Genomic DNA, 14,808 nt, shown 5'->3' on the forward strand with positions numbered 1-14,808 from the left:
GATGTGAAAGTTTGCGTGAGAATCTTTTTTCCAGAATTGCTTCGTTGGACGATATACCTCCTAGAAATTAGGCGATGAAAAGGAAAACCAGGTATAGCCCCAGCCACAGGAAATCCATGAAATGCCAGTAACTGTTGAGCATGGACAGCTGCAGATGACGAAAAGGGTCGCGGATAAAGATCAAGCTCCTCACACCGTCCGAAGCTACGTAAAGCGTCTTGAAAAGCATGAAGGACAAGAAGATGATACCTCCTAACAGGTGCAGGATATGGAGCGCAGAGATCAGGTATAAATAGGTGCCTGAGGCTTTACCGGAAAAGTGGATGCCTGTTTTAGACATCTCGTTCCAGCCGATCAATTGCGCCCCTATAAACAGCACGCCCAGTACCATGGTGAAGGCCAGGTAACGCACCATTTTTTTGAGCTTCTCCTTTTTGTAAAGGCCAGGCACCTTAGACATGGTATAACTGCTGAACAAAAGCAGGATGGCACTCACACTGAAAAACTTGGGTAATTCAAATGCATCTCCCGGAAAACCACCCGTCCTGGCAAAGGCTACTGTCAATATAAAAAACAGAACACCGATACCGATCATACTCAGGTAGAGCAGCATCCGGATAGGGTGCATTTTCTCGATCCTGCGGAAGGCAGAGCGTTGCGTTTTATTTACTTGCTTTTTCTTATCTGAATCCATCCTCAGCCCCGTTTTCACCTTTGGGAAGTCCTGCGGTTCATACAGTTCCGCAGCCTAAAAATTTAATTGTCTATGCCTGTTCATTTATACCTGTACAGGGCGTTTTGGTTTTGTATTTCTGTTATTTAATTTTCTCATACACTGTTCTTATAGTACAAACTTCAAAAACCATGAAAAGTTATGATTAAATTGATTTCAGGCTGCTTTACTGTCTATTAATCCCCGGTTAAGAACATCCTTGCCATCGAAACTGCGTTTAGCAATAGTATAGCTCCTTTGCTTATGAAAAAAACAATACTATTTATACTATCGCTGGCACTAGGCTGCCTTACACCCACCCTGTATGCGCAGGCGCAGGACGACCGCACCAGCTATACCGGCAACAACACCATCATGGTGTCGCTCGAGGGCCTCGATCATCGCTACGAGTTTATCTCCAAGCAAATGCTCGTGCGTTTGAACAAAAAGGCCCAGACCATCGAATGCGTACTGCCGGTTGCCAGCCTGTTACCTGTTCGCGCGGGTATACCTCCTGCGATGGCCTACGAGGTGCTGTTTGGTGCTAAGTACCCAGAACTGGTTATTTCGATCTGGTTGCCGACCCGAAACGCCGGGACTACCAGCCTTACGCCTTTCAATGAAGACCGGACAGCCTCGATTACCCTGCAGGGGGTAAACAATGAAACCGTGATCCCTGTCGCCTTGCTGCCCGACACGGATCAGGCGGTATACTTTTCCACAAATTTTGACTTGATGCTAGACAGCTTTGAGGCCTCGCTACCAGCTAAATACCTCCCGCTGCTCACAGGCAGGGTGATGCTGTCCATCAACAAGGCATACTGGTATAACCTGGGCATGCGGTAGTTTTAATGGCTACAAGAATTTTGTTACTTTGGCATATACATTTGCACGGACTCATGGAGAAATCAATTCTTAGCATTTTTGCTCTCGCACTTGCCTTAGGCTGTAGCCAACCCCAGCCGCACACCACTGACAGCCTGGGCCCATCAAGAGCTCTAAGCTTCGGGGCTCCATTCGAAGCTAAAGGCGCTATTTCATCCACTGCGCTGGAAATTACGATTGCCGGCAAGGATACCGTACAGGCCACCCTCACCGGCGAGATTGTGCAAAGCTGCCAGGCAAAAGGCTGCTGGATGGACGTAAAGCTGGCGGACAACCGAACCATGAAAGTGACGTTCCGCGATTATGGCTTCTTTTTACCGGTACAGGATCTTAAAGGGCGGCAGGTTGTTTTTACCGGAACCGCCATACGCCAGGAGACCCCAGTAGAGGAACAGCGCCATTATGCCAAAGACGCCGGTAAAACTGCCGATGAAATAGCTGGCATCACTGCACCGGTGCAGGAACTGCGCTTTGTCGCGGACGGCGTGATCCTGAGGTAAACCTTCGTCTATTCGGCTTACAGTACCCGCATTGGCTATAATCTTCACTGAACCTGGCTTTTGAGGGACTTCTGCGGTTATATTGGCACAAGAACAAGCTCCCAACTGCTGCTTATTGGCCAGCGTTTCCTATTTTTACTTCTGAAACCAAGTACCAAACATGGCAGCAGATAAAAATCCAGCGCAGCAGATACAGGAGCTTACCGATTACCTGAATCACCTGAACTATCAATACTATCAAAACAGCATTTCAGAAATACCCGACCCGGAATTTGACAAACTGTTAAAGCAGTTGCAAGACCTGGAGGCGCAGCACCCGGAATTGCGCCAAACTAATTCCCCTTCGCTTCGCGTTGGCGGCACCATCACTAAAAACTTCGCCACGGTATACCATCGTTGGCCGATGCTCTCGCTTAGCAACACTTACTCAGCAGAAGACCTCCGTGAATTCGATAACCGGGTGCTTAAGGCCATTGGAGGCGAGGTGGAGTATGTATGCGAGCAAAAGTTTGATGGGGTGGCCATTAGCCTTACCTACGAAAATGGCCAGTTTGTGCAGGGCGTTACCCGGGGTGACGGTACCCGCGGCGACGATATAACGGCGAACGTCCGAACCATCCACGATGTGCCGTTGCACGTGCGCGGGGAAGGCTACCCCGATCTTTTTGAGGTGCGAGGCGAAGTATTTTTGCCCCTGCAAGTGTTCGAACAGTTAAACACAGAGCGGGATGAAGCAGGCGAGCAGCTATTGGCCAATCCGCGGAACGCCGCCTCAGGTACCCTGAAGCAGCAGGATTCGTCCATTGTGGCAAGCCGCAAACTGGGATGCTTTTCTTACTCTTTTCATTGCGAGCCTAACCCTTTCGAAACGCATGCCGAGAGCCTGCAGGCTGTCCAAGGCTGGGGCTTTAAAGTATCGGATACCTGGCGCAAATGCCGCAACATCGATGAGGTACTGGCTTACATACAGGAATGGGAAACCAAGCGCTTTGATCTGCCCATCGCCACGGATGGTGTGGTCGTGAAAGTGAACAGTTATGCCCTACAGCAGGAATTGGGTTATACTGCCAAAAGCCCCCGCTGGGCCATTGCCTACAAGTATGCTGCCATGAGCGCGGCCACGCAGTTACAGGGTATACAATACCAAGTGGGCCGCACAGGTGCTGTTACACCTGTAGCCTTACTCGCCCCAGTGCATCTGGCAGGAACAGTAGTGAAGCGTGCCTCGGTGCACAACGCGAACGAGATTCAGCGCCTTGACCTTCGCTTGGGAGACACTGTGTTTGTAGAGAAAGGCGGCGAAATCATACCCAAGATTACGGGGGTGGATCTTAGCAAGCGCCCCTCCGATAGCCAACCCATCGTTTACCCGACCCAATGCCCGGCCTGTAACACGCCCTTGGTACGCACAGAAGGAGAAGCGCACTTTTACTGCCCGAACGACGAGGGCTGCCCTCCACAGATCAAAGCCAAACTGGAGCATTTTATCTCCCGCAAAGCTTTGAACATCGATGGTTTGGGCCCAGAGACAATCGAGCAGCTTTATACCACCGGTTTGGTGCATAATGCCGCTGACCTTTACGACCTGACATTCGAACAGCTGGTGCAGTTGGAGCGCATGGGCGAAAAGTCCGCCAATAACATCCTCCAAAGCCTCGAGAAATCGAAGGAAACACCTTACGAGCGCGTGTTGTTTGGTTTGGGCATTCGGTTTGTAGGGAGCACGGTAGCCAAAAAACTTGCTGAGCAGCTTCCCGACCTTGAAGCCTTGCGGGGCGCCACTTATGAAGAACTGCTTGCCATCAACGAGATCGGGGACCGCATTGCAAATTCCATTCTGGAGTACTTCCGCCATCCCGAACACATAGCACTGGTGGAGCGCCTGAAAGCAGCGGGACTCAGGTTTAAATCCGACAACACGGCTCCTGAAATGCAAAGCGACCGCCTATCTGGCCATACCTTTGTTATTTCGGGCGTCTTTCAAAGCATTAGCCGCGACGAGTTGCAGCAGCTGATCAGCAGCCATGGCGGTAAAGTTGTGTCTTCTATTTCGGCCAAACTCAATTACTTAGTGGCTGGCGACAAAATGGGTCCTGCCAAACTGGAAAAAGCCAACAAACTAGGCATCAGAATATTGTCGGAGGATGAATTCCTGTCGCTGGTCCAGGGGGGGGTATAGCTTTATCAGTAACGCTGCTTTATCACCTGAGGAGGAGTTTACAGGAGTTGTTTACCTTATCAGCCTGATTTAACGCTATGGCTACAATCGCAACTTGAGCTATAACCGCCGCTACATAGATTAGCTGGTACTGTAATTTTGAAATGTGTATGCCAATAGCTGTTCCTTACAACTGGTTTGTTAACTTTAACATGCCTGTGAAACTACGATGGGTATAAAAGCAAATGGCGCAAGTCGCATGAACAGAATACTTCCAAAGCCGGGCACAAACAGAACTTACCAGGTCGCGCTGCACGTGGCTGGTTGGTTGCTGTTCGGCGCCTGGATCTTTTATTTTGTGTATGCTAATCGCACACTGTCTTTTAGCCGGGGTACTGATATATTGGTGGGCTTGCTGTTTCATCTCTTTATCTTTTACCTCAACTGGTACTTCCTCATCCCTAAGTTCCTAGCCCGCAACCGGATCATGCAGTATGTGGCGGCTGTGCTGGCCATGCTGCTTTTGCTGGCTTTGGCAAAAGCTCCCCTGGACTTCTACGTGTTCCCCGAGTTCAACCCCGGCATGCTCACGGTGTTTAATTACGAGCGCTTGCTGCAGTATATGCTAGGCGGCCTGGTCACCGTGTTCATCAGCTCGGCCTTGAAAGTAACGGGGAATTATATCCGGAACGAACGCCGCAACAAAGAGCTTGAAACACAGAAACTGATTACGGAGCTGGCCTATCTTAAATCGCAGGTAAACCCGCATTTTCTGTTCAATACCCTGAACAATATCTATGCGCTGGCTTACAAGCAACACCCCGAAACCCCCGATGCCATCATGAAGCTCTCGCTGCTGATGCGCTATATGCTCTATGAGAGTAATGATGCCTTGGTTAGCCTGGAACGGGAAGTGGAGCACATCAACAATTTCATCGACCTCCAGAAACTACGCCTGCGCGAGCAAACCAGTATACAATTGCAAGTGCAAGGCAACCTGCAAGGCAAGCAAATCGCCCCGATGCTGCTGATGACGCTGGTTGAAAACGCTTTTAAGCATGGCCTTGTCAGCAAAAACGAGGTAGGGATAAACATGCACCTGGATGTGCACGAAGACCATCTGCTGTTCAGCACCCTGAACAATACCAGTTCGCACAAGAAGCGTGAGTTTGGCGGGATAGGCCTCGAAAACCTGCAACGCCGCCTCGACCTCCTCTACCCTGGCCGACACGAACTCACGCTCAAAGAGCAAGAGGGCACTTTTTATGCCGGCATGAAAATTTACTATCAACCTAAGGCCCCATCAAAACTATGACCATCCGATGCATTGCCGTGGACGACGAACCACTTGCCCTCGAGATAATAGAGAGCTATATCAGTAAGCTGCCGTTCTTAGAGCTGGTATGCACCTGCTCCAGCGCCACCGAAGCCATGCAGGTGCTGCAGGAGAAGCAGGTGGACCTGATGTTTCTGGACATCGAAATGCCCGAACTGACCGGTATACAGTTTCTGAACATTTTGAAGCACCAGCCCCTAATCATTTTCACGACGGCCTACCCGGACTATGCTTTAGAGGGCTTCAACCAGGACGCTGTGGACTATCTCCTGAAGCCCATCCCGTTCGACAGGTTCCTGAAAGCCGTTACCAAAGCCCAGGAGCGCCTTCAGCGTGCCTCCAAAACCACCGAAACGCATATGGCCCCAGAGCAGGATTTCATTTTCGTGAAGGCCGATTACAAAAACATACGCGTAGACTTTAAAGACATACTCTGGATCGAGGGGCTGAAAGACTACATCATCATCCAGACCAAGGACCAGAAAATCATCACCCTGCTCTCAATGAACAAGATGATGGAAAAGCTGCCAGATGCTAAATTCCTGCGTGTGCACCGCTCTTTTATTGTATCGCTGCAGAAAATAGACAGCATCGAGAAAAGCCGTATACGCATCGGGAAAAAGGAGATACCGATTGGAGAGGTATACAAGGAGCAGTTCCTGAAATGGGTGGAGGAGAACAACATCCAGTAAATGGTGTTCTCCGGGCAAATTAAATTGCTGCTTGTACTCATTGCCCGCTCCTGTTGAGCCCGGCATAGTTTGGGTTAAATCAGCATTTGTTGGGAAGCAGTATTTGCAGATATCAATCCGAAGTTCGTAATTCGTGGTTCGTAACAGAAGATAATGGCTAGAGATATTTTTAGAGGAACGGGTGTCGCGTTGGTAACGCCCTTTACGAAAGCGTTAACAGTAGACTATGATGCGATCCGAAAGCACCTTGATTTTGTGCTGGATGGCAATGTCAATTATTTAGTCGTAAATGGCACCACTGCCGAGTCGGCGACCACCACTGCAGCTGAGAAAGCGGAAATCCTGAAACTGGTTAAACAGCACGTGAATGGCAGAGTACCGATCATGTACGGCCTTGGCGGAAACAACACCTTACAGGTCACTGAGACAATTGCTTCCACGGATTTTGAGGGTATAGCTGCAATTCTGTCTGTGAGCCCGGCTTATAACAAACCTTCCCAACAAGGTATTTATCAGCACTTTATCCATATTGCAGAAGCCTCGCCGGTGCCAGTGATGCTTTACAATGTGCCCAGCCGCACAGGCAGCAACATGACTGCCGACACGACGCTGAAACTGGCCTTACACGATAACATTTTCGGCATAAAAGAAGCCTCCGGAAACATGGAGCAGTGCATGGCCATTGCGAAACACCGCCCTGAAGGTTTCCTGTTGATTAGCGGCGACGATATGCTAACTGTCCCGATGGTGTCGTTTGGGGCCGAAGGAGCTATCTCGGTATTGGCTAACGCCTTTCCTGAGAAATTTAGCCAGATGGTGCAATACGCGCTGGAAGACAATTTTAAGGAAGCCGCCTCTCTCCTGCTGAGCCTGACAGACATAAGCCCCTTGATGTATGAGGAAGGGAATCCGGTTGGTGTGAAAGTCCTGTTGGAGCGTTTCGGAATCTGTAATGCCCATGTCAGGCTTCCACTCGTGGATGCCTCCGCTGGTTTGAAAGACAAAATTCATAAATTGATCTAAATGCACGTTAAGCAAAGTCTATCGATTACTGAAAACCTATCAGAAGGCCGGTTAGCTACCGGCCTTTTCGTTTTTGGTGAGTTCCCAGCTCGTCCTGGCACCAAATGCATTTCGTCGTCTAGCATAATATAACAATCCACACCTCATGTCTAGCATGCCCTAGAGTTTAAAATCCATACCTGCTGCACAGCCAACTATTTCCAATCAGGCACAATCATGAAAGCACAGCTAATTGAATTTGCACTAAAAAGGCACTCTAAAACAGGCTCTATTCAGTCATTCACCAAAATGTAAGCTGTTTCGCATTAATAGATTGCATTAAATATCACTGGGTTTTATACCTTTGACTCCAGTTAGGCCCTCTCTTAGTCAACATAAGGCAAATAATAATCCCAGAGACGATAAGAGATTGTACCTGCCACACCTGCCATCTGGCATACAGACATTTTGCATTTATTCAACTTCTTTTTCCCGATGCCGCGCAACTATGTATGCTGGTTTAATAATTGAAAGTACTGCTTTGATGGCCTTGACTAAGCAAAAGCTTCAACAACAGATTTCAGCGCGTACTTTCCTATTGCCAGGCATATTGGGTTTGGTTGTGGTCGGTTTTATGCTATACCATACCTATGTACCTGGGCAGTTTAAGGCGTTGCTAAACGCCAATTTTCTCTGGATTGGTATAGCCATGGCTGCGTTGCTGGTCCGTGACTTTGGCTATGTCTATCGGCTGCGGTTCCTTACAGACAAGGTGCTTACCTGGAAAAAAAGTTTTCAAGTGATTATGCTTTGGGAATTTGCGTCATGCGCTTTGCCTGCTGTAGTGGGTGGGACCACTGTGGGTGCCTACATCCTGTATAAGGAGAAAATACCTTTGGGCAAGTCTGTTGCACAGGTTATGGTCGCCTCTATGCTCGACAATAGTTACTTTGCATTGGCTGTGCCGCTTGTCCTCTATTTCACGCAGGGTAATCTTTTGCCTGAAATGGCCGGACTGAACGAAACGCTTCGCCAAAGTTTGGGGATAGCATTTTTGGTGAGCTACACGTTAGTTGCTTGCTATGCCTTTACCCTGTTTTATGCGATATTCATCAACCCCAAGGCGGTAAAAAGAGTGCTTATGAAGCTGGCCGGCTGGAAGGCGATGCAACGCTGGCAGGTGGCTATGCAGCGCCACGCCAACGAGTTGTTTCTATCATCCAGGCAACTGCGTAGTAAAAACCTGGCGTATTGGCTCCATGCAGGTAGCTCCACCTTCATTGTTTGGACTGCCCGCTACGTTGTTATCGGCTGCCTGATTGCTGCATTCACGCATCTAAACCTGCAAGAGCACCTGCTTATATTCAGCCGCAACCTCATCTATAAGATCGTGCTGCTTGTTTCTGTCACGCCAGGGGCAACGGGTATCGCCGAGCTTGTATTCCCTGCTTTTTTCGGCACTTTCCTGGGTAGTTTCACAACAGTGGTGGTGCTGCTGTACCGGCTGCTGACGCATTATGTTTACCTGTTCATCGGCACAGTTGTTTTCCCGGGGTGGGCAGCCCGGGTTTACAAAAACGGTGAACTACAAGCATCTGAGCACGCGCAAAAGCTTGCAGCGACACAAGCCAGCCAAGTAGCGTAACGTTTGGGCAAAAATGAGAAGGGCTGCCACGTGCTGTGGCAGCCCTTTTTGAGGAAAGTCGTTTTATCCTGGTCAGTTAGTATCTCTCATCATTCCTGTTCGACCTGTCCATGTTCCCATAATGGTCGTTCCCAAAGTCTCTAAAATCCCCTTCATTTCCATAGCCCCCGCTATGCCTGAACCCATGGTTGCCTCTGCTGTCGAAATCGCGGTAGCGGTCCCCCTCAGCGGGATTGTCATAGTTGGGGTTGTTGCCTGGGCTGTAACTGAAGTTCCGGGGGTTTCGGCCGTAAGGGCCTTCATTGTACGGAAAGCGGTCTACATAGTCCAGGTCGTTTTCAACGCCATACGGCAATCCGTAGTCTGATGACCTTGGATGGTCCGAATAATTGGAGATGTCATACATCTGGTTATACCGTTCCTCACGGTTCCCTTGCACGGCGCCTTGCCGGCCATACTGCCTGCTTTGCTGCAGCCGGTAGTGCTCGCCGGGTTCGTTACGGGTGTCGCCCAGGTTTGCATGCACCCTACCTTGAAAGCGGAACCCGTGAGAAGGCTCGTTGGCATGTTGCTGGTAATCCCGGTTGAAATCACCATAACTCATATCTCTGTCATTTCTCATCTTCATAAATTTGTGGCAGAAAGTCATCCGCCGGTTTAAACGTATTCATAAGCCAGTTTCACTACAGATCACCGTCTGTCTCTTTGCCGCATATATTCCTCATACCCTTGCCGGTCTTGTCTGCGTCTCTCTTCAAAATCCCTGTTCCGGCCTCCTTCACTGTATGGGCTTTGGCCACTAGAATAGTTCCGACCAGCAAACCCGCCGCTGTAGTCATTGTCGTAGTTTCGGTTGCCCTGCTCATAGCGTCTGTAGGACTCATAGTCTCCCCGTGAGCCGCGGCTCCAGTTGCCCTCATGGTCTCCCTGTCGTACGTCATGCCCAAAGTCCCGGCCAACGCCACTGCGGTTTTGGGGTGCTCTGTTTTCCCGGAGATCCCTGTAATCGTGATCGGAGTAATCTGCCCGCGGGTCGAAGTGGCGCCCGGAGTTATAGCGGTCATCCTCGAAATAATTCATGCCATAAGGATTGCTTTGGTTGCCAGTTCCCCTGGTAAAGTCCTCTCCACTGTATGAAGCTCCCCCGCTCCGGAAGCGCCCCTGTGGAGACATGTAGCCTTGGTCGGCATTGGTGTTGAAGCTACCATTGTCGCCGTACTGGCTGTTGGCATTATCGCCATACCCTCTGTTGAAGTGGCTATCAACCGTATAATTTCCTCTATCAGAATTTTGTCCGTGGTGGTGCCCATGCAGCCAACGCGCATCTCTTTCTCTTGATTCGTCTCTCATAGCTTGGTCTTAAATTGAACGTGGATTTTAAGTTTATTCTTCCTTCTTGTACGGGAGCATAAGGCCAAGGGATAACCCAAAATGGCATTAACGATACAACCCAAGTGTGCTAAAGGCGTTAAATAATAGTACAACAAACCACACGTAAACTATGGAAAGAAACAACGATTGGAACAGTAGGCGACATGAAAAGCCATACCCTCACCAGGACAGAAGAGAGGAGCGCATGGCAGATGAAGACAGCTACCGCAGTTCATACCGCATGGACAATTCCAGCCCACCCCGAAACGAGTCTACCTGGAATGACTCGCATCGAGCAGAGGACCGACGCCGTTCGTCCACGGATTATAATAGAAACTATAACCGGGACTACAACAACGATTATAACCGCAATTACAACGACATGAACCGCAGTGGGTCGTCTGGACGTCGCGACGATTACAGGCGAAACGGCTCACAAGGTTACCAACAGGGTGCAGGGCAGCAGCGCCACGGCAGCGTTCACGACAGAATAGTGGACCAAGACCCTTACGGCTCGGGCAATTTCTCTGCTGATTATCGCCCTGACAGGTATGGCCGCGGCGGAGGCGAGAACTACGGCAACATGGCTGGTTCTTTAAGCTATGGCTACGACGGAAACAACATATCAGACCCGGATTGGAACAGCCGCTACGAGCCAATGACAGGCAAACGGCGCAGTTACCATGGCAACTATGAAAGCCGGCATCCTGACTACCAACGCTTCAGAGAGAACGACAATTCGCGCCATGATGACGCGCACCGTGATAATAGCAACGACTGGTATTAACCACCACGGCGTAAAATGAGACTCACCAATATTTGTACTTACTTAATTTCAAAACTATGAAAGATAAAAATAAAGATATCGATAAGCTGAACAACGAAGACGTGAACAATACGCTGAACAAGGGAAACAGCGTTCCGAACATCAACCCAACCGGCATGAAAGAGGAAAAGGTAAATGAGGAAGACATTATGAAGGGTAAAGTAGGCGGTGCCCCTTCGCAAAAGAGCGGAAGCAGAGGCAGTGCCGATGTGCAGGATGGTGGACAGGATATTGGCAGTAGCGCCGGAAGCCACTAAGCCAAAATAATGTTAATAAAAAAGGAGGGAAGGCCACCCGTATGGGTGGCCTTCCCTCCTTTTTTATTAACTAATATAGTATAAGTCTATTGCAATTCTTCCTGCTCCATGTACTCCCACATGGCATCTTCGCTTGAACCGGTTTTTGCAGCATAAACAAGCATGGTTGTATATACACCTATTAGCAAGAAGCTCAAGGGTATAGAAAACACGAACGATACTACCAGCGTTTTGACCGGATCCGGCTTCGAACTCATTTTAGTCGAGGCGTACCAGAAAAAAAGGATATTAAAAATACCGGAAAGCGCTACAAAATTGATAATGTCTAACATGGGCTAAAAGTTATCGTCAGGTGTTTGAATGCTATTCTGTTTGGCCTTACTCAAATTGTAAAGTAAAAAGTATCTGCTTTGATATATGTGTTGTTGATACCTGCTTTATCAAAATAGCATAGTGCAATTTAATTGGCTGACTTATAAAAGACAAGCTTTCCAGTGAAAAATAAAGCAATTAATTAATAACTCACTTAAAAAAGCGGCTGATCCCTCGTTTATGCCTGTTTAAAACTAATTACCACTTAGTTATAAAGTAAGTGATAACTCACGTTTTAAATGAGCTATACGTTTTTGTGAAGTCGGAGTTTTGAAACATATGTTTTATTTTAAATAATTTTTATGTAAAATAGTACAATTTATACGTCCTAAAAGCAATTAGACGATTTAATGCATCATTTGTACCATCAACAACGGAAATTGAACTCTGAACTGATTCTGCTAAGCTGATGCTATTTTAAGCCAGGCTCCCACAGATTAGACATGAACTTCAAAACAAGTTTGTAACAGAAAGGCCCATTTGCAAACAGATGCAAATGGGCCTGTCTTAGATACTCCGGTAGACTAGGTAATGGAACCGGATAGGGAATGCAGCAGATCCTATAAACTCATCAGCAGGATCTGCTCCACATCCTCTACCTGAATATCGGCTCGCTCTCCCAGGTTTTTCACGCCCCGGTTTTTAAAGCGCTGCACAATCGTTTGAATTGTGTCCTCTCCCACTTGGTAGTCAGAGAGCTTTGTATCGATACCTAAAGACTCGAAAAAGAAAATAGTGGCTTGAAGGGTTGCCTCCAGTCGCTCATCTTCAGTGCCGGCGTTTACGCCCCATACGCGTTCACCGTATTGCAGCAGTTTTTCCTTTTTGGTCGCGATCTTGTAACGCAATAATGACGGTAGTACAATAGCTAAGGTGCGTGCGTGATCGATGCCATGCAACGCCGTCAGCTCGTGCGCGATGTTGTGTGTGGCCCAGTCAGTAGGAACCCCTACCCTGATCACGCCATTCAACGCCATTGTGGCGCTCCACATAAAGTTGGCCATGGTGTCGTAGTCCTGCGGGTTTTGCATGGCCCTGGGGCCTTCTTCCTTGAGTGTCAGCAGCACCGCCTCAGCCATACGGTCTTGCAGCGGCGCGTTTACAGGATAGGTCAGGTATTGCTCCAGCACATGCGTGAAGGCATCCGCTATACCATTGCTGATTTGGCGGCTCGGTAAGGAGAACGTTGTTTCAGGGTCAAGCACTGAGAACTTAGGAAAGGTAAAAGGACTGCTGAAAGCCAGCTTCTCTCTGGTTGACACCCTGGTGATCACCGAGCCAGAATTCATCTCTGAACCTGTAGCCGGCAGCGTCAGAACAGCTCCAAACGGAATGGCGCTTTTTACGGGTTCTCTTTTAGCAAGGATGTCCCACGGGTCTTCGCCTTCATACGTCATGGCTGCCACAATAAACTTTGTTCCATCTACCACTGAACCACCCCCTACGGCCAGCACGAAGTCGATCTCTTGTCGCTTTCCGATCTCAACAGCCTGCATCAGCGTCTCGTAATGCGGATTTGGTTCGATGTTGCTAAACTCGAAGACGGTATGGCCTTTAAGCGCTTCCATGACCTGTTCGTATACCCCGTTCCTTTTGATACTACCGCCACCGTACGTGATCATCACCCGAGCATTGTCCGGGATCTCATTGGTGATGGCACTGATCTGCCCCTTACCGAAAATGATCTTAACCGGGTTATAGAAATTGAAATTATTCATGTTTTATCTCTTTAATTACTGAATCTTAATTTTGAAGGGCAACATCAAAAGATGAAACCCCTGTATGAGGAGCTACGGACTGTATAAGCATGTGCCGCTAAGCGCCACGCTCCGCTACTTTCACCAACTGCTTGCCGGTGTTCTGTCCCGTGAATAGCCCGATAAATGCCTCTGGAAGCTTTTCGAAGCCCTCTGTCACTGTCTCCTGGTAATGGAGTTTGCCCGCTGTAACCCATTCTGCCATGTCCCTGGCAGCAGTCCCGAACTCACTGGCATAATCAGTCACGATAAAACCCTTCATCAGGGCGCTTTTCTTTAGCAGGGTTGGCTCAACGCGCATTCCCATAGGCGGGGTAGTGTTGTTATAATAAGCGATTTGCCCGCATATGGCGATACGCGCAAACTTATTTATGGCTAGTAAAACGGCATCAGAGATTTCACCGCCTACGTTATCAAAATACACATCTACCCCGTCTGGGCAGGCGGCAGCCACGGCGGCATTGATGTCAGAGGTTGTTTTATAGTTGATGGCCTCGTCAAAGCCAAGTTCCTCCTTTAGGAATGCTACCTTCTCGTCGGAACCAGCAATTCCCACGACACGGCATCCTTTTATTTTAGCCAGTTGCCCTACAATGGTACCAACCGCACCTGCTGCACCTGACACCACCACCGTCTCTCCTTCTTTCGGTTTGCCTATGTGCAACAGTCCAAAATAAGCGGTTTGGCCCGGCATGCCGAGTATACCCAAATAATAGCTCAATGGAGCCACGTCCGGGTCTACCTGCAAGAGGTCTTTATCAGTGTGTACGATGTATTCCTGCCATGGCAGGCTGCCCACCACTACAGCACCTTGCTGCCATCTGCTGCTCCTGCTTTCCACCACTTCAGCCACAACGCCACCCACAATGGGTTCGCCCACCTCATACGGGGCCACGTATGATTTTGCATCACTCATGCGCCCGCGCATGTAAGGGTCTACTGATATGTAAAGCACTTTCAAAAGCACCTCGCCCTCCTGCAGCGGGCGCAAAGTTGTTTCCGAGAGCCTGAAATTTTCCTTTGTCGGCATCCCGACAGGTCGGTTGTTTAACAGATATGTCTTGTTAGTCATGGTCTAGTCTTGCTTTTCGTACGAATCAGGGTAAAACAGGTCAGTCCCGGTTTTGTTCCCACATTTGATTATAACCGATCATTTGTTTCCGCTACAGTTTAGTGCTCAGCTAATCCTATAAGTATGACCGATTTATATTCTGCCGAACGCATAAGCCGGGATTAAAGCTCGTAATGCGCTCCGCCTTGTGCAGTCAGAGCCAATGTTTTAACACTTTTCAAAG

General features: G+C 48.9%; 15 protein-coding genes. 9 read left to right on the plus strand and 6 right to left on the minus strand.

Translation table 11 applies throughout. The features are described 5' to 3' along the window. Nucleotides 1-67: 67 nt before the first annotated feature. Nucleotides 68-694: a cytochrome c oxidase subunit 3 gene (locus tag ACXYMU_RS08675; protein ID WP_458985979.1), complete on the minus strand. Its 627-nt coding sequence runs from the start codon at nucleotides 692-694 to the stop codon at nucleotides 68-70. 282 nt (nucleotides 695-976) lie between these two features. Here ACXYMU_RS08675 and ACXYMU_RS08680 point away from each other — a divergent pair, with 282 nt between their 5' ends. From ACXYMU_RS08680 to ACXYMU_RS08710, 7 genes are all read left to right on the plus strand, one after another. After that, nucleotides 977-1,558: a hypothetical protein gene (locus ACXYMU_RS08680; protein WP_458985980.1), complete on the plus strand. Its 582-nt coding sequence runs from the start codon at nucleotides 977-979 to the stop codon at nucleotides 1,556-1,558. Nucleotides 1,559-1,611: 53 nt separating this feature from the next. Then, nucleotides 1,612-2,097: a DUF4920 domain-containing protein gene (locus ACXYMU_RS08685; RefSeq protein ID WP_458985981.1), complete on the plus strand. Its 486-nt coding sequence runs from the start codon at nucleotides 1,612-1,614 to the stop codon at nucleotides 2,095-2,097. Nucleotides 2,098-2,257: 160 nt separating this feature from the next. Beyond that, nucleotides 2,258-4,276 (plus strand): NAD-dependent DNA ligase LigA, encoded by a 2,019-nt coding sequence (gene ligA, locus ACXYMU_RS08690; RefSeq protein WP_458985982.1) that lies wholly within the window; start codon nucleotides 2,258-2,260, stop codon nucleotides 4,274-4,276. Nucleotides 4,277-4,514: 238 nt separating this feature from the next. Beyond that, nucleotides 4,515-5,570, plus strand: coding sequence for a sensor histidine kinase (locus ACXYMU_RS08695; protein WP_458985983.1), 1,056 nt, complete (start codon nucleotides 4,515-4,517; stop codon nucleotides 5,568-5,570). Then, nucleotides 5,567-6,283, plus strand: a complete 717-nt coding sequence (locus tag ACXYMU_RS08700; protein WP_458985984.1) for a LytR/AlgR family response regulator transcription factor — start codon at nucleotides 5,567-5,569, stop codon at nucleotides 6,281-6,283. Before ACXYMU_RS08695 ends, ACXYMU_RS08700 begins: the two co-directional genes overlap by 4 nt. A 153-nt stretch (nucleotides 6,284-6,436) precedes the next feature. Continuing rightward, on the plus strand, nucleotides 6,437-7,306 hold the full coding sequence (dapA, locus tag ACXYMU_RS08705) for a 4-hydroxy-tetrahydrodipicolinate synthase (protein ID WP_458985985.1): 870 nt from the start codon (nucleotides 6,437-6,439) through the stop codon (nucleotides 7,304-7,306). A 343-nt stretch (nucleotides 7,307-7,649) separates the two neighbouring features. Then, nucleotides 7,650-8,930: a lysylphosphatidylglycerol synthase transmembrane domain-containing protein gene (locus ACXYMU_RS08710; RefSeq protein ID WP_458985986.1), complete on the plus strand. Its 1,281-nt coding sequence runs from the start codon at nucleotides 7,650-7,652 to the stop codon at nucleotides 8,928-8,930. Between the two features lie 76 nt (nucleotides 8,931-9,006). On the opposite strand, the gene ACXYMU_RS08715 is transcribed toward ACXYMU_RS08710, so the two are convergent. Continuing rightward, nucleotides 9,007-9,558 (minus strand): hypothetical protein, encoded by a 552-nt coding sequence (locus tag ACXYMU_RS08715; protein WP_458985987.1) that lies wholly within the window; start codon nucleotides 9,556-9,558, stop codon nucleotides 9,007-9,009. A 62-nt stretch (nucleotides 9,559-9,620) separates the two neighbouring features. Next, a complete protein-coding gene (locus tag ACXYMU_RS08720) occupies nucleotides 9,621-10,280 on the minus strand; it encodes a hypothetical protein (RefSeq protein ID WP_458985988.1) in 660 nt (219 codons plus the stop codon). 151 nt (nucleotides 10,281-10,431) lie between these two features. Between ACXYMU_RS08720 and ACXYMU_RS08725 the strand changes: the two genes are divergently transcribed. Both ACXYMU_RS08725 and ACXYMU_RS08730 read left to right on the plus strand, forming a co-directional pair. After that, nucleotides 10,432-11,088, plus strand: a complete 657-nt coding sequence (locus tag ACXYMU_RS08725) for a hypothetical protein (RefSeq protein WP_458985989.1) — start codon at nucleotides 10,432-10,434, stop codon at nucleotides 11,086-11,088. A gap of 56 nt (nucleotides 11,089-11,144) precedes the next feature. Continuing rightward, a complete protein-coding gene (locus ACXYMU_RS08730) occupies nucleotides 11,145-11,384 on the plus strand; it encodes a hypothetical protein (RefSeq protein ID WP_458985990.1) in 240 nt (79 codons plus the stop codon). Between the two features lie 86 nt (nucleotides 11,385-11,470). On the opposite strand, the gene ACXYMU_RS08735 is transcribed toward ACXYMU_RS08730, so the two are convergent. The 3 genes from ACXYMU_RS08735 to ACXYMU_RS08745 all read right to left on the minus strand — a co-directional run bounded on the left by ACXYMU_RS08735 (nucleotide 11,471) and on the right by ACXYMU_RS08745 (nucleotide 14,585). After that, nucleotides 11,471-11,716 carry a hypothetical protein gene (locus tag ACXYMU_RS08735; protein ID WP_458985991.1) on the minus strand — a complete coding sequence of 82 codons (246 nt, stop codon included), beginning with the start codon at nucleotides 11,714-11,716 and terminating at the stop codon, nucleotides 11,471-11,473. A 600-nt stretch (nucleotides 11,717-12,316) separates the two neighbouring features. Next, the gene (locus ACXYMU_RS08740; RefSeq protein WP_458985992.1) at nucleotides 12,317-13,474 is read right to left on the minus strand and encodes an iron-containing alcohol dehydrogenase; all 1,158 of its coding nucleotides are present in this window, start codon (nucleotides 13,472-13,474) and stop codon (nucleotides 12,317-12,319) included. Between the two features lie 97 nt (nucleotides 13,475-13,571). Continuing rightward, nucleotides 13,572-14,585: an NADP-dependent oxidoreductase gene (locus tag ACXYMU_RS08745; protein ID WP_458985993.1), complete on the minus strand. Its 1,014-nt coding sequence runs from the start codon at nucleotides 14,583-14,585 to the stop codon at nucleotides 13,572-13,574. Nucleotides 14,586-14,808 lie beyond the last annotated feature (223 nt).

This window comes from Pontibacter sp. CAU 1760 (genome assembly GCF_054482735.1).